The organism is Streptomyces sichuanensis (genome assembly GCF_020328095.1).
In the GTDB taxonomy this organism is placed as follows: Bacteria; Actinomycetota; Actinomycetes; order Streptomycetales; family Streptomycetaceae; genus Streptomyces; species Streptomyces cinnamoneus.
The window spans coordinates 1-21,940 of the sequence record NZ_JAIXMK010000013.1; the positions used below are offsets into that span (position 1 = coordinate 1).

Annotated in this window: 14 protein-coding genes and 3 pseudogenes; 7 read left to right on the plus strand and 10 right to left on the minus strand. The window is 68.4% G+C overall.

All coding sequences use genetic code 11. The annotated features are described in order from the left end of the window. From LE181_RS06500 to LE181_RS06515, 4 genes and pseudogenes are all read right to left on the minus strand, one after another. A pseudogene (locus LE181_RS06500) lies at positions 1–261 on the minus strand (transposase); the annotation flags it as partial. 54 nt (positions 262–315) lie between these two features. After that, a complete protein-coding gene (locus tag LE181_RS06505; protein ID WP_225660193.1) occupies positions 316–789 on the minus strand; it encodes a hypothetical protein in 474 nt (157 codons plus the stop codon). Between the two features lie 287 nt (positions 790–1,076). After that, on the minus strand, positions 1,077–2,681 hold the full coding sequence (locus LE181_RS06510; protein ID WP_225660194.1) for a TROVE domain-containing protein: 1,605 nt from the start codon (positions 2,679–2,681) through the stop codon (positions 1,077–1,079). Between the two features lie 1,253 nt (positions 2,682–3,934). Next, on the minus strand, positions 3,935–4,534 hold the full coding sequence (locus LE181_RS06515) for a CGNR zinc finger domain-containing protein (RefSeq protein WP_225660195.1): 600 nt from the start codon (positions 4,532–4,534) through the stop codon (positions 3,935–3,937). A 120-nt stretch (positions 4,535–4,654) separates the two neighbouring features. Between LE181_RS06515 and LE181_RS06520 the strand changes: the two genes are divergently transcribed. Continuing rightward, on the plus strand, positions 4,655–5,923 hold the full coding sequence (locus LE181_RS06520) for an MFS transporter (RefSeq protein ID WP_225660196.1): 1,269 nt from the start codon (positions 4,655–4,657) through the stop codon (positions 5,921–5,923). Positions 5,924–6,258: 335 nt separating this feature from the next. Here LE181_RS06520 and LE181_RS06525 read toward each other — a convergent pair whose 3' ends face one another. Continuing rightward, positions 6,259–6,591 (minus strand): hypothetical protein, encoded by a 333-nt coding sequence (locus tag LE181_RS06525; protein ID WP_225660197.1) that lies wholly within the window; start codon positions 6,589–6,591, stop codon positions 6,259–6,261. Positions 6,592–6,770: 179 nt separating this feature from the next. Further along, a pseudogene (locus tag LE181_RS06530) lies at positions 6,771–7,598 on the minus strand (IS5 family transposase). Positions 7,599–8,174: 576 nt separating this feature from the next. Here LE181_RS06530 and LE181_RS06535 point away from each other — a divergent pair. Then, the gene (locus LE181_RS06535; RefSeq protein WP_225660198.1) at positions 8,175–8,387 is read left to right on the plus strand and encodes a cold-shock protein; all 213 of its coding nucleotides are present in this window, start codon (positions 8,175–8,177) and stop codon (positions 8,385–8,387) included. A 1,536-nt stretch (positions 8,388–9,923) separates the two neighbouring features. Here the strand turns inward: LE181_RS06535 and LE181_RS06545 are convergent. Continuing rightward, positions 9,924–10,262: a thioredoxin family protein gene (locus tag LE181_RS06545; protein ID WP_225660199.1), complete on the minus strand. Its 339-nt coding sequence runs from the start codon at positions 10,260–10,262 to the stop codon at positions 9,924–9,926. Positions 10,263–10,645: 383 nt separating this feature from the next. Then, on the minus strand, positions 10,646–11,203 hold the full coding sequence (locus LE181_RS06550; protein ID WP_225660200.1) for a hypothetical protein: 558 nt from the start codon (positions 11,201–11,203) through the stop codon (positions 10,646–10,648). A gap of 1,209 nt (positions 11,204–12,412) precedes the next feature. Between LE181_RS06550 and LE181_RS06555 the strand changes: the two genes are divergently transcribed. Next, entirely contained in the window at positions 12,413–14,671 is a 2,259-nt protein-coding gene (locus LE181_RS06555) for an insecticidal delta-endotoxin domain-containing protein (RefSeq protein ID WP_225660201.1), read from the plus strand. A 135-nt stretch (positions 14,672–14,806) separates the two neighbouring features. Here LE181_RS06555 and LE181_RS06560 read toward each other — a convergent pair. Further along, positions 14,807–15,117 (minus strand): annotated as a pseudogene (locus LE181_RS06560) (isochorismatase family protein); the annotation flags it as partial. Positions 15,118–15,928: 811 nt separating this feature from the next. Between LE181_RS06560 and LE181_RS06565 the strand changes: the two are divergent. Together LE181_RS06565 and LE181_RS06570 are read left to right on the plus strand one after the other, a co-directional pair. After that, positions 15,929–16,552 (plus strand): RNA polymerase sigma factor, encoded by a 624-nt coding sequence (locus LE181_RS06565; protein ID WP_225660202.1) that lies wholly within the window; start codon positions 15,929–15,931, stop codon positions 16,550–16,552. Positions 16,553–16,566: 14 nt separating this feature from the next. Next, positions 16,567–16,920, plus strand: coding sequence for a hypothetical protein (locus LE181_RS06570; RefSeq protein ID WP_225660324.1), 354 nt, complete (start codon positions 16,567–16,569; stop codon positions 16,918–16,920). A gap of 74 nt (positions 16,921–16,994) precedes the next feature. Here the strand turns inward: LE181_RS06570 and LE181_RS06575 are convergent, their stop codons facing one another. Continuing rightward, positions 16,995–17,255 (minus strand): hypothetical protein, encoded by a 261-nt coding sequence (locus LE181_RS06575; RefSeq protein WP_225660203.1) that lies wholly within the window; start codon positions 17,253–17,255, stop codon positions 16,995–16,997. Positions 17,256–17,529: 274 nt separating this feature from the next. Between LE181_RS06575 and LE181_RS06580 the strand changes: the two genes are divergently transcribed. Beyond that, complete coding sequence (locus LE181_RS06580; protein WP_225660204.1) at positions 17,530–18,468, plus strand: amidohydrolase family protein; 939 nt, start codon at positions 17,530–17,532, stop codon at positions 18,466–18,468. Positions 18,469–18,961: 493 nt separating this feature from the next. Beyond that, complete coding sequence (lanKC, locus tag LE181_RS06585) at positions 18,962–21,703, plus strand: class III lanthionine synthetase LanKC (RefSeq protein WP_225660205.1); 2,742 nt, start codon at positions 18,962–18,964, stop codon at positions 21,701–21,703. The last annotated feature ends 237 nt before the right edge of the window (positions 21,704–21,940 follow it).

Genomic DNA, 21,940 nt, shown 5'->3' on the forward strand with positions numbered 1-21,940 from the left:
CCCAGGTTCCGTCGGCCGACCACAGGCGGTGGCGTTCGTACACCGTCTTCCACGGGCCGAACCGTGCGGGCAGGTCACGCCACTGAACGCCGGTCCGCACCCGGTGCAGAATCCCGTCGATCACCTGCCGGTGATCCCGCCACCTGCCGGAGATCCCGCCACCTGCCGGTGATCCCGCCACCTGCCACAATGCCTGTTGCTGACCGGCAGGAACGGCCGCAGCCGTTCCCACTCGGCATCCGTCAGATCACCCCGCCCCATGTCCACATCAACGACACGACTGCGAAGTAGTCACATGATCGGGCCGGACAAGTCCTAGTCCCGCCATGGGCTGAGGGGGATTCCCAGATCCGTTCGGGCCTGTTCGTGATAGATGTTCATTAGGGCCTCCAGGTCACCTTCTACTACCGGTGTGGCCTCCTGGTTCTTGGCTGCAGTCTGCTCTTGCCACAGGCAGAGGTTGACCGCGTGGGCGGCCTTGATTGCCGCCGGTGCCGCCAGCAGCACCAGGGTTTCGAAGAGTATCGATCGCCGCTGTTCGGCTTCTACCATCTCGGCAAGAAGCTGCATTCGGTCTTCCGTTCCTTCCGCCGCTCGCCGGGCCCGCTTGGCAGCGCCGTACACCTCTTTCACGCAGGAGGCATACTCGATGTAGGTGTTGAGCTTGCGCTCATCCCAGCGCGTTGCCATACCGCGTCGGTGCCGAGCGCGCTCAGCCATAGCCGTGCTCAGATACGAGGTTAGGGCGCCGATGAGGACGCCAGCGAGGGTCACAATCTGAGTGATCATGCGACCAAATCTAGGCCGTCTTTCAGCCCGTTACGGCAAGTCCCTTCGACGGGTGGACGGTCGAGGTCCACCTGGGCGGCGCCGACTTGTCTGATGCCCCCACCAGCATGCGTAGTAGTCACATGATCGGCCGGACAGGTCCTAGCCCGCTCTCACGACTACTGAGGGCGGATCACTAGTCCCGGTCACGGTCCCCGTCCGCGATTTTGCCGGTCCCGGGCGGGGGTCACTCCGCGCCCCGCAGTAGCGCCACGGGCACGCCGCCGTCAGCCCTGACGGGCTTGGCGTCAGACGGCGCCTTTTCCTGCTGAGTCTTCCCAGGGCCAGTGGGCGTCCCGACCCGCCTCCAGCAGCGGCACCATGCGGAACGCAGCGTCGGTGAGGCCGCCGAAGGTGTGCCGGTTGGCGGAACCGGACGGTCCGTGGCCGGGCCGGTAGCCGGCGAGGTTCCAGGTGTAGACCGGGATGCCGGCCGGGACCTGCTCGGTCGGGTCACCCGCGTAGTGGTAGGACGCCTGCTCGTCCGTGACGATCAGGACCCGGTCGTGCCCGCGGTAGTGCCGGCGCACTGCCTCAGTCGTGTCGGTGCCGCCCAGGCTCCCGAAGCGCTCCAGCACCTTCAGGACCGACTCGCCCCCGCGGTACGCCACGGGGGCGCTGGAAGTGCCGAACTCGACAAGGTCGGCGGCGGCGGCGCGCATCGCCACGGCCGTGCCGAAGATCGCGGCAGCATCCGCGCGGTTGAGCTCGGACCGGTCCGACAGCGGCGACCACATGGAGCCGGAACGGTCGACCAGGATCAGACTCCGGCCCGGGAGTGCGGGGACGTTCGCGAGCGAGTGGCCAAGGGCCCGCTCCAGCGACCAGGCCCAGCGCAGCGAGGGAGCGTGCTGGTAGGCGGCCAGGTAGCGGAAGGGGAACTGCCGGGACCGGGCGACCTCGGCCGGGTCGGCGATCCGGGTGGCCACCTGCTCGGCCACCTGGTCACGGACGCCGGCTTCGTCGAAGTTCCGCAGGTTGCGGATCAGCGCCATGGTGCCCATGGAGGGGATGACGGCCTCCCAGGCCGCCGCGTCCATCGGGCCCTGGAGCCAGCCCGCCAGCGCCTCCCACGTCATGCCCGCCTCCGCCAGCCGCTCCGCGCCACCCGGCCCGGTGACCAGCGCACGACGCTCCTCGACGGGTACGGCCATCAGGGCGCGGTGGGCGGTCAGGGTGCGGTCGGAGGCGGGCGGGGTGGCGGTGTCGGGGTTGTGCCGGCGGTCCAGGGCGTACTGGAACAGGGGGCCCTGCCACGGCTTGTCCGGGGCGGGCGTGGGGTGGACGATGTTGAGCACGTCGCCGAAGCGGTAGCCCTTGGAGGCCGTGTCGTACTTCAGGAGGTTGCGGCCGGTGTACATGCGTCGCACGGCATCGGCGATGCCGCGCTTGACCGGCTTCGGCACGTTCCGCCCGTACACGCTGGTCCAATACGCCAGCATCTCGCCGGGCTCGTCGGCGCGGCGCAGCACGGAGTCGACGACCTGCCGGTTCGTGGGACCGTGCGTGGCGCTGGCGTCGAGGCGGGCCTTGACGTACTCGGCGGCGCCGACGAGGGAGGCGGTGCGCATCTGACCGTCGCCGCGCAGCCAGCCCAGCAGACCCGCGGTCCAGGTGGGGTCCTCGACGGCGAGCTTGCGCACCAGGGCGGTGAACCGGTCGTCGCGGTCGGTGCCGCTCTCGTGGAAGGTCTGCTGGGAGACGAAGTTGGCGACGGCGAGCAGGAACAGCTCGGAGCGGTCGTCGCGCACGTGCCCCTTGCCGCCGAGGTGCGTGGGGGTACGCCGCCCGGTCGTGGTCACGGGCGAGGTCGGGCGGGCCGCCTTGGGCGCGCGGGTGTTGAAACGTGCCATGTGAATTCCCCCGAATTCATCCGGGGAAGCACGGCGGAGGGCGTCCGAGGTCGAAGAGGTCGGCGACGGTACAGACAGCTGCTCTTCCAAACTGAGCTACACCAGCCCCAAGGCTGGGACGGGACTTGAACCCGCGACCGGCTGTTCCGAGAAGTAACCGTCACCTGCGCACCGGACGCCCCGGTGCCGCGCCTCCCGAGTTCAAAGTGGCCGCGGCATGGGATTCGATGGGAAACGAAGGAGCCGTGGCCCGCGCACCGGGAAGTGCGTGAAGCTTAGGTGTCCAGAGGTCGAAGCGGCGGAACCAACAAGGTGCTCTGCCAACTGAGCTACACCGGCCTGCGTGCCGGAGGCGGGACTCGAACCCGCGGCCTCCCCATTAAGAGTGGAAGTAGGTCCTGCCTTCGCACCTGGACACTGATCACTGTAGGGGGCCAGTGAACCCGCGCGCCAAGGGTTTTTCGAGCCCCCTGCACACGCGCATCCTCTCGAACTGTTGCGGCATGGCCTGATCACCGGCGCAGTATTCCGCTGCGCCGTTCGATGGCAAGGGATGGTCATGGCGCACGAAGCTCTGGTGATCGAGACGGACGGCACGGGACACCTCTCTGGCGTCAAGGTGGCCGACGGCGGGGGCGGCCAGCAGGTCGCGGAGCTCGCCCGGATCCTGGTGGGCGGCGTCGAGGCGTCCCAGTCGTCCAGGGCGACGGACAGCGGCATGCGGGGGTGGGATCCGCCCCGCGTCGTCGGTGGCCTCGGTGGTCAGGACGGTGCATCTGGCCACCCATGCGGCGGGGGCAATGCGTCACGTATATGCCTGGACCGGGCGAGCGTCATGGGCCAGGATTGCTGCCTTGCGGGACGGAGTGAGTCAATCTTGGGCAGAGCGCCTGGCGGCCCGGCGACGGCGCCACCACACGATCACAGCCCCCAAGCCAGCCAGAACGATCACGAGAGCGCCGCGGCTCAGAGACCCCCTTCGCCGGTGGCCGACCACACCCAAGCGACCAGTGTTGGCACGACCAGCGACACGAGGAGCCCAACTGTTGCGGAGATCCAGAGAGCGATCGCTTCTTGGCGACCAGGATCCTGTCGCTCTTGGACAGTGACGTCCATGAGAGCTGCTTGGCAGGTGAGGCGGGGGTCAGGGCCGTCTACAAGGAGCGAAAAGTGGATCACCTGCCCCTTGGCGATCAGCCCGGGTGCGTTCTTGAGGGCGTGGCGGCCCATGAGGCACCCGTACCGGGACCGCGTTAGTCGCGGGCGTCCGAGTGGGAGTCGCGGGCGTCCTGGCGGGCGCGGAAGGCCGCGGCCTTGGCGCGATTCTGGCAGGCCGTGGAGCAGAACCGGCGGGCGGCGTTGCGGGAGAGATCGACGTAGACGCGGTCGCAGCGGTCGGCACGGCAGACGCCCAGCCGCCCGGCGAGGCCGCCGCCCACCGCCAGGGCGAGCGCGGTGGCACAAGCGGCACTGGACCCGGCGGCGAAGGAGTCGTCGGGGCCGTGGAAGTGCAGCTGCCAGGATTCGCCCGCGCCCCGGTCCAGCCGCGGCCGGGCGTCGGTGTCGCGCAGCAGGTCGTTCACGGCCGCCGCAGCGGCGTCCAACCGCCCGTCCTGCATGGCCTGGAAGACGTCCCGCATGCGCCGCGCCGCTCCGGCCAGATACGCCGCCTGCTCGTCGTCGATGTCGCGCGGCAGCGAGGAGGCGGTGCGGGGTATCGCGGCATCGACCGCGGCCCGGAGCCCGGTTCCGCAGGGCGCGGCGTACGGGCGGCCGCGCGCGGTTCCGTCGGTCAACGTGTTCACGAGCGCTACGGCTTGATCCAGCAGCATCGCGATGTGACTGTCAAACATCACTTGACCAGTCACTCCTTCCGGGGCTAGCGTCCGTAACCGACGTTACTCGATTCACCAGTTACGCAGAAATGGCGGGGGATGGGGACGGGGGCAGGGGCAGGGGCGACGACGGCGAGGATGCCGCGCATCGTATGGCTGCTGGTGGCGGCGCGGGCGATCAACCGGCTCGGCGCCTTCTCCCTGCCCTTCCTGACCGTCCTGATCAGCACCGACTTCGGCGCGAGCGCCACCACGGCGGGGCTGCTCTCCGCAGCCTTCGGGTTCGCGACGATCCCGTCGCGCCTGACCGGCGGCCACCTGGCGACGCGCCTTGGGCGGCGACGCACGATCGTACTCGGCCTCACCGGCTGCGCGCTCGCGCAGATGGGCATCGCGGCCGCCGACTCCCTGACCACGGTGGCGGTCTTCGCGGTCCTCCTCGGCCTGGCCTTCGAGCTCTACGAACCGCCGAGCCAGGCGATGATCGCTGACGCGGTCGGCCCGGCCGACCGGGTGCGCGCCTACAGCCTGCTCAACGCCGCGCTCGCGGCGGGCGGTACGGGCGCCGGCCTGATCGCCGCAGCGCTGGGCCGGTGGGACCTGCGCTGGCTGTTCGTCGCCGACGCGCTCACCTGCCTGGCCTGCGCGCTGACGCTCCGCTTCGCGCTGCCCGCCGACCACCCCGGCCGGCGGACCGCCGAGCGCGGCGGACGTCCCGAGCCGGTCCACCCGTGGCGAGACCGCGCGCTGTGGGCCCTGTTCACTTCCGGCACCGTCTTCGCCCTCATCTCCATGCAGATCACGATGGCGCTGCCGCTGACCCTCACCCACCGCGGCCTCCAACCGTCCGACGCCGGTCTTCTGTTCAGCGCCTCGGCCGTGACCATCGTCGCGTCCCAGCCCGCCCTGCGCCTGCGCCGCCTCGCCGCGCTCCCCGACTCCGCGGCCCTCGCCCTCGGCCACACCCTGATGGCAGCCGGCCTGGCGGGCTACGCTCCGGCGTACGGACTGCCCGCGTTCCTGGCGGCCACGATCCTGTGGAGCCTGGGCGACGTGCTCGTCCTGGGCCGGATCCTCGGCGTCGTGGCGGACCTGGCACCACCCGGCGGCGCCGACCGCTACCTGGCGGCGCACGGCATCAGTTGGGGCATCGCCACGGTCGCCGCCCCGATCACCGCCACGCAGATCCTGGAACACGCCGGCGTCACGGCCCTGTGGACCGGCACCGCGGCCATCTGCCTCGCCCTGGCGGCCACCCAACTCCTCGTGGTCGGCCCACTGGTCGGCACCATAGGACGGACCGATGGTCCAACCATGCCTCGGCGACGGCCCTTTCGGACACGGGACTGTCGTCGGCCCCGCCGGCCTTGGGCGGGAAGCCGGGATAGCACCGGCGCCAGTTCCTGACGGCTGCCGGGCCGGTCCAGGCGATCACGGCGATCTGGGAAAGGTTCACGCGGGCGGGGCGCGTGCTGGAGTGCATCGGGGAGCTCCGGGAGGTGGAGAGGCTGGCGTGCTGCCGGAATCTGCGGCGAGCCGCTGTGGTGCCGCCGCGCGGTGCGCGGCGGCTGTCGGCTGCTGCCCAGGGTCAGCGCTGCGGGGAGTCCGTCCGGGCGGTGTCAGCCGCCCAGCGCTGTCGGGCCTGCAGCTGGGCCAGCCAGTCCGCGTGGGTGAGGTAGGCGGCCAGGGACCGTTCGAAGGCCGGGTCGGGGTCGTCCTCTTCGGGGTCGTACGGGCGGGAGTCAGGGTTGTAGTCGGCCGGCGGCTGCCACTCGGGGGCCCCAGGAGCAGGACCGGATCACGGCGCAGCATGGTGCGTACGACTCGGCCGCGTCCTCGGGCAGGGCGAGGGAACCCGGGTAGCCCGGGAGCTGGTCGGGGCTTTCGTTGGAGCCGTCGGGGCGCATCCAGGCGAACTGCCAGGCACCGGCGCCGGCCCAGATGATCCGCAGTTCCCTCGGTTCTTCGTCGTCGTCCTCGGGAGCGGCGTCCACGGCTTCCGGCTGGAGGATGATGACGATGCTGCGCGGTTCACCGGTATCGGCCCAGAAGTCCGTGACCGGCAGGCCTTCCATGGCGGCGGCTGCGCCGTAGGGCTGCGACCGGACCGTCGGACACCCGCGGCCGGCTCGGCCACATACAAGTTCGCCAGCTCCCGCGAGGAGCCGACCCGGGCACTGGCCGGCCAGATGAGCGGGAGCTGCCTGGTCAAGGTGAGCGGGCGAGGCCGCTCCGGGCCGACTAAGACCGTGTCCTATGTGGTGAGGCGAACGAGTCGCTTGTAGCAGCAGATCGCGGCGGCGAGACCGAGGAATGCCAGGTAGTTGCGGGGGGCCGCGCTCGTAACGGGGCGAGAGCCGGCGGTAGCCGGTCAGCCATGACATGGTGCGCTCGATGACCCACCTGTGCCGTCCGAGGCGTTCGCTGGACTCGATGCCCTTGCGTGCGATGCGAACTCCGATGTGTTTGCCGCGGAGCTGTTTCCGCAGGTGGGGAACGTCGTATGCCTTGTTGGCGTGAAGGCGCTTGGCTTTGAAGTGGCGGCCGCGGTGGGGGTCGTGTCTCGTTTGGTGACCGTCCACCATGGGTTTCAGGGCTTCGCTGTCGTGGGTGTTGGCGGCGGAGACGCCGACGACGAGGGGCAGCCCGTTCTGGTCCGACAGGATGTGCATCCTGGAACCCGGCTTGCCCCGGTCCACGGGCGACGGACCTGTGAGTTCGCCCCCTTTTCCGCCCGCACGTGGGCAGAGTCCAGGACGACGCGGGTCACGTCGATCAGGCCCGCGTCGTCGAGCCGGTCCAGGACCGACTCGTGCAGCCGGCCCCACACGCCGGCGCGCGACCAGATCGGGAACCGGCGATGGGCGGTCGACTTCGATATGCCGAAGCACGGCGGCAGCGTCCGCCAGGCACACCCGCTGACCAGCACGTAAATGATCGCGGCGAACACCGTCTCATCAGGCGTGTCCTGCGTCCCACCGCCCTGCGACCGGACCTTCGACGGTGGGATCAGCGGCTTCGCGATCTCCCACAGTCCGTCCGGCACGATCCAGTCCCCGTTCCCCGCCCCATGACCGGTCAACGTCCGCCTCACCACATAGGACACGGTCTTAGGGTGTCCTTCGTTTCGGAGCCCAGGTAGGCGTGCGCCCAGGACCCGGCCCGGCGCTGCCACTCGACGGACCGTGCATCGCCCAGTTTCCTTGCTGCCCGGGCGAGTTGGGCGACGCCGAGCTCACTTCGACGCCACCCTTTCGAGCGACGCCGGGAGTCAGCTACCAGGGACCCTGGCGTCTCCCCGGGCCGGACTTCCACCGGCTGGCTACCCTGAGCTTGACGTCCGGTTACATCGTTCACACCCCTTCTGAGTTGCGGCGACGCCCGGACTGCTGGACGTACGCTTGTTCCTTATCCTCCGGTTGCCACGCAACGTGATGGGCGGTGGTGTCGGACCGCACGGAACGCTTCCGTAGCGCATGAAAGGTTTCACTGAGAGGAACCTAAGTTGTCATCAGCGCCCTGGTGGGTGACTGCGTCTCGCCGCCAGTGACGATGCATGGCCGCTATATCTCTTGGGCGAGGTCCTGGGCGCGAGACGCCGTCCGCGTGCCAAGCTTCACCAGGCGACGCTGGGTCGCCACGCAACCTTGGGGTGAGCATGTCCAACCGGCAACTGGGCACGGTGAAGTGGTTCAACGAAGAGAAGGGGTACGGCTTCATCTCCCCGGCGGGGGGCGGTGATGACCTCTTCGTGCACTTCAAGGCCATCGAGACCGATGGCTTCAAGTCCCTCAAGGAAGGCCAGCCCGTCTCTTTCGTCGCCGAGCGTGGGCAGAAGGGCATGCAGGCGGCGCAGGTCCGCCCGGAGTAGCCCGCTTGCGGTGGGGTGACGGGGGCACGGCAACGTGATCGCGTCACCCGACTGTCCCGGTCAGAGGCTCGGGCGCTGAGGTCTTCGGTACAGTCCGGGCGGGTGGCTGTCTTAGCCTCTGGCTTGGGCTCGCTCGTAGAGGGTGCTGGGCCGTTTGACGGTTTTGCCCACGTCGTGGCAGGTGGCGGGGTGTCGGTTCGCAGAGCGCCTTGATCTGCGCGGCGCGGGTGTCCTGGGTCATCGAGGCGAGAATGTCGGCTTCCGAGACGCGCACCCAGTACGGCCAGGCTGCGCGCTCGTGGCGGAGCAGACGGGTCCGTACGACCAAGAGCAGCATGACGCCGGCGGCGGCTGCGTGACCCGCAGGCGGCGGACCGCTGGACCTGGCTCGTCATCGCCGCACACACGCAACTCCGCCTCGCCGCCCCACTCGCCACCGACCGGCGCAAGCCCTCAGAAACACCGCTCGGCCCAGCATCCGCGGACTCCATGTCCTGACCGGTCAGGCCGACGGCTGGGGAGCATGCGGCGTGCGGCCCGGCCGGGAACCGGACTGGCCCGCCGCGACCATCGGCCGCTGGAACGAGCCGTACAGCTGGACCCGCGTCAGCACCGAGCTCTCAGCAGGAGCACCCCGGTGCCCAGCTCGTCGCCATTGAGTACGACGGCCCCGCCTACTGACAGGAGAACCACGATGTCCGTCACCGTGATCACCATCGAAGACCTCATCCGCCGCTACGCCGACGACATCGCGTGCGTGGCGGAGGAGAACCCGGCCGCCGGCTTCGGCGCTTCATCGAGCAGCTCGACACCGTCGCCCCGCGCTCCACCATGGCCGGCATCAACGGGCAGGAAGACCTGGAGACCACCGCGGTCCACCTCACGAGGCCCACAACAGCGCCGACGAGACAGCCCACAGCGTTTTCCTGCACCGAGCCGACGACCTTCTCTACCCGACCGTCTAGAACATGACGCAGGAGTACCGCGACATGGCCGGCGACCGACCCGGGCTACCCCCGACTGGCATGGCGCCTCCCGCACCCGCACAAGAAGGGATCGAGACGCTGCAGGACTAACCGAGCACCACACAGCCGCCAGCATCCGCAACCGCACCGCACACATCTGCGCTGACCTCACCTGACTGCGTGACCGACACGCCTCCCAGCAGGTCACGCACGAAGCCGAAGGCCGCGTCGCCAGAGCCAAGGCCGAACTCGAGGCAGCCATGGCCGAGCTGCGCACGGTCAAGACCTGCGACCCCGTCCCCACCGCGGACCCGGCCAACCGAACCGGCCCGGATGACGCGGCGCAGCAAGGAGCAGCTGGCCGCGCTCCGGAGCTGGGGCCGTGCGCACCGGGCACGCCGTCGCCGGCCAGGGCGTCATCCTGAAGAAGATCGTGGCCGCGTATGAGGTTGCCTACCGAGCGCCGCGTCCCCTGGCCGCGGCGGGCTGACCGGGGGACGACGTGATAGTCCTGGGCGGCTTTCTGGGTTCGGGGAGTTCGCCTCCGGGCCGGGGGCGAGCGGGCGGCCGGTCAGAAGTGAGCGAGCAGGAAATCCTGGACTTCGGCGTGGGTCATCGGCCCCGCGCTGCGTGCCGCCACCGCACCTTCCTTGAGCAGGACGACGCACGGGGCTCCGGTGACGCCATACCGCTTGGTCGCCTCCGGACAACGGGTGATATCAATCTTGACGGCCGTCAGGAGACTCGCGTACTCCTCGGCGATCTGACCCACGACAAGATCCATAGCCCGGCATGCCTCGATCGCCTTCGGCCACGTCCCAGAGAAGTAGGCAAGAACCATGCCTTTGCTCATCCTGAGGACAAAATCGACCTCCTCGTCCTCCCGCGGCTGATGAACACGCCTTGCCATCGGAACTCCTGACCTCATGATCGACGTATCGGGACACCATCATCGCCCGCGGCACCCGCGTACGACACCGACCACGGCCAGATCCCGCTCTCCACCGCTTCCGGGGCGCCGGCCGACGAGGGAGCCAGCACCGAAGCAATCGGCGACCTGACCGGCGCCCATTGACAGCCACCAGTCCCTCGTGGTCACCAACACCACCAACCATCAGGGGGCAGAAGAGCGCACAAGCCCGGGGCCTTACGCTGTTCCCTGTGCAGCCGAATCAGTGCACGACCGTGGACTCGCCCGCCTCCACGTCCAGGGTGGCTACCGGGCGTACTGCGGGAAGCAGTACCCCGCTCCCCTTCAGTGGAGATTGTGGAACGTCTCCGCCCGTCAGGCGATCAACGAGCTGCTGGGGTCGGCCCCGTTCCATCCGGCCGGAGCTCCGGAGGCATCGTCGGACCCCCTGCCCCGTGCTCCACCTCGCTCAGGTAGGTGGCTGCAACATCGAGATACGCACGCCGGCTCGGGCTGATGGCCTGCCAGACCATTTCGTCCTGCGGCTGCTCCCCGGCCTCACCCGGGCCCTTGCGGATCACGTCCTGAACGGCGAACGCAGCTTCCCGCGCTGCCTCGTTCACCTCGGACGCGCACACCATATGGATCGTCTTCTGAGTCACCCACACTCTGTCAAGGGCCTGCCTGGCCCGCATCTGCCACTGCGTGTCGGTCTCGTTGTGCTGGTAGCGGTCCACGGCGACCCGCTCAGCTTCCTGGACAGCGCACAGGAAGGCGACGAGGTGGGTGAGGCGTTCATTACGGCGCGCCTCGGCACGTTCACGCTCGCTGCTTCGTGCCTCCGCACGCTCGGACGCGCGTCCTTGCAGGAACTGGCCCACGAGCGACGCAACAGTGCCGAGCACGACGCCGATGAACGGCGGAAGTGATGTCGTCCACACACGTGCAGTGTGGCAAGAAGCAGGCTTGTCATACCGTAATTCCGGGCTTGTCGAGCGGTACCCCACCGCGTGCTGTATAAGCCCACCCCCACACCTGCCGCCACCCACCAGGGTCCGCTGGCGTCGCCAGGACTCGGGTGATCTGCGCCGCGCCCGCCAGGCACCGGCGCCCCGGGAACCTGGAGCGCATGAGAAGACCCGGAGCCCCCCAGCATCGAAAGGAACGTAGCCTCCCCACGCCCACCCCAGCCCTCACTCAGGCAACGGGGAGCCGTTACAACAACGTTCCGGGATCCTCCGACCAGCAGCCGTCCGCTTGCCCTGGCACTCGTCGGCGGAGGGCTTCCGGTGCCCCTCCGCTGACCTGCTGGGTCATGACAGGCGGGGGCGTACACACATCGTGTGATGTGACGGCACGCAGAAGGAGGAGCTCACCCGGCTGTGTCACGTGGCGGAATGCTACGGGACCGTCCACCGCATCGGCTTCTTCTCCCGGCATCGGAACCTGCTCCCCAAGCCGATGAGCACACCACCCTCGACCATCTGACCACGGTGATTCCAGCGCACGTGTTGAAGGACATCGCAGAGCAGCCCTCCGCACCGTTCAGGCAGACACCGGGTAAACAGCAGGTCTGCGCGAGGACCTGACGGCCGATGTCCAGCGGCGAGACCAAGCGTCGGGGTGGCCGGGCAGACGGTCGCCACCTGCCTGACGGCCGCCAGCCGGTGCTCGCCCCTGTACATCGCCTCCTGCACCAGCAAAGGCCGCAGCCGCCCTGGTAGCCGACCTGGAGGACATACAGCAGGCAGCCACCGTCCGCGCCGGGCGAGCCAGGTGACGAAGTCGTGCGTGCCTCAGCCGGAGTCCGTACGGAGCAGCGTCCGGCGTCCCCGCCGGTAGCGCTTGGAAGGTACGCGAGGGCGAGGCAAGGATCTCGATGTGATCACTTGCGGTGTCACCCGCGTCGGACGACCGCGCCGGCCTGCCCGCCGACCGGGTCGCGGAACACGCTTTGGGCAAGAGCGGCAGGGCGGCCGTTAGCGGAGTTCTGATTCCGAACGGGGGAACGCACAGCGTGGCGGCTAGGGGGTCTCCCTGGGTAGGGCCCCTACTTGCAACTGATTCGAACGTTGCCTCTGTTCCCGCGCTGTGTCGGGCTTCTCGGCAGTCGAGCTTTTGGAACGCCAGAAATGCGAAGGAGAACACCCATGCCGATCACTCCGTCGGAGGACTCGGGGACCGCTGGTGACACGAGCGACGGAGGTCTGGTCGAGAACGGGGATGTGACGGTGACTCCCGGTCAGGCCGGAGCGGTCCCGGCGAAGTTCGGTAGTGGTGACTCGCCATTCATCCAGGCGTGGGAGTTCAACGCTGCAGCAGCTACCGAGGAAGCGGTGAAGGGGGCCGTCATCGCCGGACTGGCTGCTGTTCCGGGGGCCGGCCCTGTCCTGGCCCTTGGCGCGTCGGTTCTCATGGCCGGGCTGTGGCCCGATGGGAAGGACACGGTCTGGGAGACGATTCGGGAGGCTGTCGAGAAGGTGGTCGACCGCAAGCTCGGCGACTTCTACGGCAAGCTCATGACCAACGAGCTCGCCGGAATTCGCGTCCTCGTCCAGCAGTACTGTGAGCACGCCAAGAGCGCCTTGCACAGCGGAGTGAGCCAGGAAACAGCCCGCAGCTCGTGGCGGGCGGCCGTCGACAAGATCGTCAGCAGCATGCCGGCTTTCCGGGACAAGGACTACAAATACGATGTCCTTCCTGTCTTCGTCCAAGCCGCCAATCTTCACCTGGTGCTTCTTCACGACAAGATCCGGAACGGTCGGAGTATCGGTTTTACCGATGGCGACATTCAGGATGCCCGCGATGAGCTCGCGAAGCATTTTGGAATGAAACACAGTCCGTTCATCGGCGGCGGGTACGACCATTACGTCGAGGCGACCTACCACGACGGCATCAAGAGGCTGCGAGATAACAAGTTCCAGAGCTACGCCTACATGCGGCTCATGCACTTGGCAGCCGACGAGTACCGCGATATTTGGGCGCAAAGCCTCGATCCAGACCATCCTCGGAAAGAATTCGAACGGTCCGATGTGGAGATCTTCCTCGGCCCGTTCGGCGACGCAAGCGGCTACTGGTTCGATAAATGGGACGCTTCCCGCAAGAAGCGGCCCCTCGATGTCGGCGGGCAACAGCACATGTACGCGATGAATATCTGGGCCGACGGATATACCGTCAACGCCGTCCAGACCCGCCACGGCTGGAATTGGGGGGAGGTTGAAGGCGTCGTGAACTCTTCGCTCAAGTCGAGCAACGATTCCAGCGATGACGAAGATATTCAAGGTGGCCGCTATGGTGGCGGAGACCCCGTGGAGTACCCGTGGGCTCACGACCCGACGAAAGGTGACTACTTCCGCACGGTCTGGGTTTACGCCCGAGCCGGCGACGACTACAAGGCAGAGATCAACGGGTTCCAGTTCCAATGCTTCACAGTAGGTAAATCACACCTGTGCGGCAGGAAATGCAGCTATGACAACCAAAATGTCGAGGGCTTCGCCATCGAGGGCTGGCGTGTCTCCAACCTCCACATGTTGAAGAACAAAGCGGGCAGCGGCTTCGGTCAGTGCCTGGCCATCGGTTTCCGTCCCGTCCACAACTCGTGGAAGCCCAAGGATGTGAAGCTGCCACCCCACGATGGCAAGACGTTCCACTTCCTCGAAGCCAACAGCGGTCAGCTACTCGATCTCTCCCGGTACAGCGAATCCCCCATCACGCCCGTGGTCCTGGCAGGCACCGCCGGCACACGCAGCCAGGAATGGACACTCCACAGCAACCCCGATGGGACCTGGCGTATCGTCAATGCCTACAACGGCTTGGCACTCACCGGTACCTCCGGCTCCGCCGCGCAGGGCGAAACCAGCGTCACGCTGTGCGATGAGGAGTCATCCGGGGCGTGGACGTTCGAGGACAACGACGACGGCACTTGGGGCCTGACAGCACCCGACAGCCGCCGAGTGGCGACCCACGACAGCGCACTCACACTCGTCGACGCTGCGGTTGATGACGTTGAGCCGGCCGTTCCTTCGCGATGGATTCTTGTCCCCAGTACCAGCTCCGGACCGGGTGACGGCGAAAGCGGGCCCGTCCTCCACACTGGCCCGGTGAGCCGTGACAACGGCATCACCACCACCCGAATGATGCTGGCCAACCCCTCGTCCAGCAGCACCTTCCCAAACTGGCGCCTGACCTTCCACCTTCCGCCCGAGACCGCTGGAATCACTGTCACTGCCGAGAACGCACGCCTGGAGTCCGCGGTCACCACGGGCCGGGGCGTGCTGGTCACCATCACCCCTGCTGATGGGCAGACCACCCTCGACGCCAGCCAATCCATCCCCTTCACTCTCACCGCTACCGGCGCGAACCCGCTCCTTGCCGACACCCGCCTCAACGACATCCGGATCAGCAGCTGAGGCGTATTCGAGGGCGTCCACCAGTTCTTCCTCGGACATGGCGGAGGGGTGCTCGTGATGCGCTCGACTGCCTGGCCCGGGCGGGAGCGCCATGCGACGGGCGGGCCGGGGGCCGGGCCACCTGCCGGAGGCTGGTCATCCGGCCACGTGCGGGTCGATCATTGCCTGCGCGTAGACGACGCCCATCCCGTAGGCACCGCCATGTCCCTTGACCACGTCGAGTGTGGCGGCGTAGGTCTCGGTGCGGGCCCCGTCGCGCTGGAGCTCCAGCAGCACCTGCAGCCAGGTGACCGGTATGGCGCCGACGGCCGTCATCCGTTGCACGCGTGCTCGCGGGCGGCCGGCGTCACGCCCGCCGAGGCGTCGGCGACAACGTAGACCTCGTAGCCCTGGACGAGGGCGGACAGCGCGGGCATGACGAGGCAGACTTCGGACATCAGTCCGGCTGCGGGCGGTGCGCCACCGCAGGTGCTGCCCCCAGGCGGCGACGGCTTCGGCGAGCAGGTCCGCCTGACGTGTCCCGGAGCTGCCGGGCGGAGGAGTGCCTGGTAGCCGCCGAAGCGGGCCACCGGGCTCCAACGGGCGAGAGCGGGGGGCAGCGCCTCGTCCATCCCCGCGTACTCCGCGGCGGCGTAAGCGATCCGGCCGCTGACGACGGTGAGGCTGGATTCGATGTGCGGGATGTCCCCGCGGGCACGGACACGTAGTCGTGGCTCAGGGCGGTGAGGTCGCCGAGACGGCCCCCTTGAGGATGCCCTGCCCCGCCGGCCTCCACGTCCAAGGTCGATACCGGACGGCATCGGCCCCGCTGACAGGCCACACGTCGACCGTGATCACGGGCCCATTGCCAGCGCCACGCGGTCGTCGAGGCCGACAGCCGAGGCATGATCCGCGTCATCCGCAGAGAAAGCCGGCGCCCCTCCCCGGCTGAGGACCAGCGGGCATGAACGCGAGGCAGGAGAACCGGCGGGCGGTGAAGGCAGCCCACTGGGGCCTTACTCGGCGCGCGCCGCGTGAGAGAGGGGTTCAAAAGAAACTTCGGCTGGAGGCGAATCCTTTTCGCATCTGCCCGCCTCTTGTCTGTGTACCGGCCGGACGGGCCGGCAGAACCGGGAGGAACCACCCATGATGGTCACCAGCCTCATAGTGATCGCAGCCCTGCTCGTGGGCGCGTGCAGCTGGCACCTGATGCGGCGCTACAAGAGCCGAAGCTGACCAGCACCTGCCCGCAGGGCGCCTTGCACGGAGGAGTCTCAGATGAACCAACGCTTCACCTGGCCGGACGAGCGGCTGATCAAGGCCGCTCAGGACGGCGACGTCACTTCGCTCACCGCCGTTGTCATCGAATCGCAGCCTCATGTGCGCAGGTTCGCCATATCGCTGTGTTCCTCACCGCAGGATGCGGAGGACGCGGCGCAAGAGGCCCTGATCATCCTGTACCGGAAGATCGGCACTTTGCGGGCGAGTGGCGCGCTTGCCTCATGGATGTTCCGGATCGTGCGCAACGAATGCCTCCGGCAGGTGCGGCTGCTCGTCTCGCGGAGTAACGAGGCGACAGCCGAACCGGAGGCGACTGCGGAACCGTCCGCCGAGGACGCGGTACTGCACAGGCTGGAGGCGGAGCGCATCGCGGCCGCGCTCAGCGCCCTTCCCCGTGACCAGCGGCAGGTCCTGATCATGCGGGACGTACAGGGCCTGCCCGGCAAGACCGTCGCCCACTCGCTCGGTCTGAGCAGCGCCGCGATGAAGTCGCGGCTGCACAGAGCACGCGCAGCACTGCGTCAGTCCCTGGCAGTGACAGACCAACCACCCGGTCATGCCGCCGGTCAGGCGCGTGATCAAGCTGTCGGCCAACCCGTCGGAGGAGTCTCACGACCGTGAACACCGTGAACACCATGAACATCGCCTACACAGTGAAGCCCCCGCAGGCCGCCGCGCCCGGGAAGAACTTCGCCAGCAAGTCCGTCCCGCGCCATCTGGCACGCGGCGCCATCGGCTTCGGCCTGATCGTCGGCTCGATCGCCCTGGTGCCCGTCGCCGGGCCGGCCCCCCTGCTCGCGGCCCCCTTGGCCCTGATCGCCTTCCGCGGCTGCCCTACCTGCTGGATGGTCGGCCTGGCACAGACCATCTCCCTCGGCCGTCTGGAACGCCAGTGTGCGGACGGCGTTTGCACCCTCACCAAGGCGCACCCGCCGGCGAAGGCCACGGACGAGGCGACAGCCCATCGGGGGTTGCGCCAGCGGACGTAGGTCGTGGCGGCGGTGGTCAGTGTCGTTGAGTACGCAGTAGCGCAGGGCTGCGAACTCGGTCTTCCCGTCGTCTTTCAGGAGACCTCGCCGGCGCGCAGGATCCGGCGCAGGGCCTGCCGGCCGATGGTCGCGGTCACCTTCTGCTTGACGAGGTGATCGGTGAGCTTGCTCAGGCTCCAGGTGGAGAACGCGGTGGTCTTCCAGTCGGCGGGGGGGCGTCCGGGCGATCCCGCAGATGTGCTCGCGCACCTGGTGGCTGATCGTCTTGGGGCGTCCCCGCTCCGTTTCGGGTCCAGCGCGTCCAGCCCCTGCTCCTTGAAAGGCGCGGACGACATCGCGGACGTAGTCCTCACTGACCTGCATCAGCACGGTGATGTCCTTGACCGTCTGGCCCTGGCCGGAATCAGTTCACTTACGGGTCGGCCTATGGAGCGCAAGGAACGAGGCGGGGCCGTCGACTGGGCCGCCCGAGTGGTCTACGGGGCCGGGCCGCCCGGGTCCGGTGCCCAGTGGGCCCGTTCCGTGCCGCCGTCGCGTCTGATGGGTACGGGTCGTCCTCCGGTGGTCGTCGCCGGACCGGGGGCGGGGGTTCGAGGAGGTTCGGAAGGCATGACGGATCCCGCACGCATCGATGTCCACCAGCACCTGATCCCGCCGGAGCTGCGCCGGGCCATGTCCGGCCGTGCCGCGGCCTTCGGCTGGCCCGCGCCGGCCTGGGACGAGCGGAGCGCGATCGCGATGATGGACCGCCGGTCGATCGCCACTGGCGTGCTGTCGTACGCCGCCCCGGTCGGGGCGCCTGACAACCAGGAGGGGGCCCGCGCCACGGCCCGTAGGGTCAACGAGTACACGGCGGAACTGGTCAAGGACCGGCCCGACCGGTTCGGGCACTTCGCCGTCCTCCCCCTGCCGGACGTGGAGGGAGCGCTCGCCGAGGCCGCGCACGCCCTGGACGAACTGAACGCCGACGGCGTGATGGTGCTCAGCAACGCCCATGGCCGTTATCTCGGCGACTCCGCGTTCGAGCCGCTGTGGACCGAGCTGGACGCCCGTGCCACGGTCGTCCTGATCCACCCCACCGCACCGCCCGGTGCCACGCTCCCGGATCTGCCCGGCCCACTGGTGGACTTCCCGTACGACACCACCCGAACCGCCCTGCACCTGGTCCTCAGCGGTGTTCCGCGCCGGTATCCGCATATCCGGATGATCCTGCCCCACGCCGGCGGCTTCCTGCCGTACGCCGCCCACCGGTTCTCCTGCGCCGGGCACCTACAGCCCGGCACCACGCCCGAGGGCGTCCTGACCGACCTGCGGCGCTTCTACTTCGACACCGCCTTCGCGGCGGGCCCGGCCACCCTGCCCTCGCTCCTCGCCTTCGCGGCCCCCGGGCACGTGCTCTACGGCAGCGACTTCCCCATGGTCCCCGAGGACTGGGGCACCGGCTTCGACCTGGCACTGGACAACTACCCGCACTGGGCAGCCGCAGAGCTGCACGCCGTCAACCGCGGCAACGCCGAAGCCCTCCTCCCCCGGCTCGCCCGCGGCTGACCGGGACCCGCGCGGGCCAGCCCCCGCCCTGCCGCTCCGGGCGACGGGGCCCGTCAGCACCGGTGCCGCCCCGGAAGACAGCCGGCTGGTGCCCAGACCATGGCGGCTACCGGGAGGGCGCCCAGGTCGTCTCTTGCGTCTCGGCCTGTGAGGCCCCTCCTGGGGCCAGCCTCGTCACCGAACCGTACTGCAATCGCCTGAACAACAGCCCGAGCAGCCGCCGCCTCACCCCCTATCACGCCTTCGGGCAGCAGAGTTGGGCGACGAACGCAGCTGGCGTCGAAACCTCCTCTGGATCTGAGCAAGAACGGTGATTCATCGCAGAGCAGATTCCGTTTCCCCCGAACGGGTACGCTTCGCTCGCAGCCAGAAGGGATTCCTCCGCGTTCGTGAACGTTCGCGAACAGGCCCCACTCTTGCCGTCGCTTGTGAGCGCAGACAAAGTGTGTGACACAGTCGCTCAGCAGCGAATCCCGGAAGGAAGCGGCAGAGGATGCCTCTTGATTTGCGATACGTGGAATTCTGCGTGCCGGGGAAGGACTTCTACGACGCGCAGGACGAGAGTGGCCAGCCCGGCTTCCCGCTTCTCAGCACCCTGCCGCCGGCTGCCTGGGAGCAGCAGGCCTCCAAGCCTTGGATCCACCGCCGCCCCAAGGGTTCGATACTTCCGCAGCAAGGCTGGAAGGTGCACGTTTCCGCACATCCGGGGAACGCCGGAAAGGTTCTCGATCTGGTGTGGGAGTACTGCCGCGCCCACGAGCTGCCCTTCAAGTTCCTCCGCAGCATGGAATCCCTGAGAAAGGCGAACGCGAAGTACGCGGACCGCGGCTCCAGCGGAAAGTTCATCACCATCTACCCTCGCGGCACCGGACAGTTGCACCGCACGCTGCTCGAACTCGATCAGCTGCTCTCCGGACAGGGCGGTCCTCATATCCTCAGTGACCTTCGCTGGCGGGCGGGACCCCTCTACGTCCGGTACGGGGCGTTCACTCCCCGGTTCTGCCGGGACGAGAAGGGGGAGAAGGTGCCCGCGCTGGAGAACGAGCGAGGGCAGCTCGTTCCTGATGTGCGCAGGCCGGTGTTCCAGCTGCCACCGTGGGTCCAGATGCCGCAGTTCCTCCAGGAACAGGTGGAGAGCAACCGCGCCAGTGACATCAGGTTTCCCTACCGGCCCTTACACGCGCTGCACTTCTCGAACGGTGGCGGTGTGTACGCCGCAGAGACCCTGGACAGCGGTACCGTCGTGGTGCTGAAGGAAGCCCGTCCCTTCGCCGGCCTGGACAGCGCCGACCAGGACGCTGTGACGCGGTTGCGCCATGAGGCCGAGGTTCTCAACCGACTTGCAGGTCTGCCGGGCGTACCCGAGTCGTACGGATACTTCTCGGCGTGGGATCACCACTTCCTCGCCATGGAAAAGATCGACGGCCTGGATCTGAAAAGGGCCGCCATGAAGCGCACACCGCTCTTGAGGCCCGAGGGAGCGGGCTACGACGTCACCGCGGAGTACGTCTCCTGGGCACTGGGCGTGGCCGAGCGCCTGGAGCGGACCCTGAAGCGCATTCATGAGCGCGGCGTGGTGGTGGGAGACCTCCACCCCAAGAACATCGTCATGCGCGGTGACGAACCGGTCTTCGTGGACTTCGAGTTCAGTGGTCTGGACGATCCGGCTCACGTGGCCCTCCACGGCTCTCCGGGGTTTCGTGCACCGGTGGGCGTCACCGGGCGCGACGCGGACGCCTGGGCACTTGCCGCGGTGAAGCTGGACCTCTTCCTCCCGCACACGATGCTGGTCGAGTACGAACCGGGCAAGGCTGTTCAGCTCGCCGAGTACGCCGCGCGCCGCTACGGACTCGACGACGACTTCGTCCTGTCCATCCTGGCCGGCATGGGGTGGGCCTCCCCCACGTCACCCACGGGTCACGCGAGTGCTGCGCCGCGCGTTCTCCCGGGGGCCGACGGCGAGCGGGTCCTCAGTCGGCCGACAGCGGCGCTGACGCGTGTGGCCACCGAGACCACCCGCCAGTTCCTGGGCGGGGGCGCCTGCCCGACGTGGGACGACGTGATGCACTCCATGGGCCAGGCCGTAGTGGCCAGCGCCACGCCGGAGCGCCCTGACCGGCTGTTCCCGGGGGACATCGAGCAGTTCCTGAGCGGCGACGGACTCTGCATGGCCTACGGCGCGGCGGGCGTCCTCCACGTCCTGGCCGCAACCGGTCAGGAACGTCGACCGCGTCACGAGCAGTGGCTGCTCGGCCGGGTCATGGGGGCACAGCCCCGGCCGGGCCTCTACAACGGCTTCCACGGCATCGCCTTTGCCCTGCGCACCCTGGGGTACGACGACCACGCGACAACTGTGTTGCGGCAAGCAAGCCGTTGCGACGTCGAAAGCCAGGGGTTCGACCTCTTCGAGGGCATCGCGGGCGCAGGCTTGACGCTGCTCGATGCCGCACGTGAGGAGCAGGACGCGGAGCTGTGGGACAGCGTGCTCGCCATGGAGTCGCTTCTGTACGACCGTCTGGGCGATGCGAGCGCGCCGGACGCGCCCCGCGGACGCCCCGGGCTGATGCACGGTTGGTCCGGGCCTGCCCTGTTCTGGATCCGACTCCACGAGGCCAGTGGACGGCCCGAATTCCTGGAGCGGGCCGCCGCGGCCCTGCGACGCGACCTGCGTGACTGCACCCTGACCCGGCACGGCGCCCTGGAGGCCGACGAAGGATGGCGGACCCTGCCCTACCTGCACATCGGCGGGGTGGGCGTCGGTATCGTGCTCACCGAGTACCTGCGGCATGCCCAGGCGCCGGACCTGATGGAGGCAGACCGTGCCATCGAGCGGGCTGCCTGCTACGAGCACTACGGCATGCCGACGGTGTCCTTCGGCAGCACGGGGATTCTGCTCTATCTGTGCAACAGGCGTGCAGCACAACCGAGTCAGCGGATCCAGGATCGCATCGACCACATCCTGTCGACTCTGCGTCTCCACGCGCTGCCCTACCTGGGCCACATAGCCTTTCGCGGCAACCAGTCGTTGCGTCTGTCGATGGATCTGGCCACAGGAACGGCGGGCGTCCTCCTGGCCGTGCACACCGCTCTGCGCGGTGAGCCGGGGCTGCCCTTCCTGCCGCCCGAACGGCGCGGCGACAAAGACTTGGCCACCCCCCACCTCAGGGACGGGCACGGCCGGGAGCCAGGCGGAAACCGCCTGGTGGACAATCCGATCGAAAAGAGGGGCAAATGAACCAGATTTTGGACATGCAGGAGCTTCCCTCCGTGCAGGTGGGCGAGGCTTCCGAAGCGCTGATCAGCACCGTCAGTTGGAGTTCGCCGTGCCCCGGCTGGCCCAGCACCTTCACGTGGGGCCACTGCTGAGGTAAGTCATCACTGCGAGAAATGCCGGGACGGCAGCGCCGTCCCGGCACCAGCATGGGGAACGCACTCGACCCGAGGAGCAACTGCTGGGACCGGCCGCCCGGTA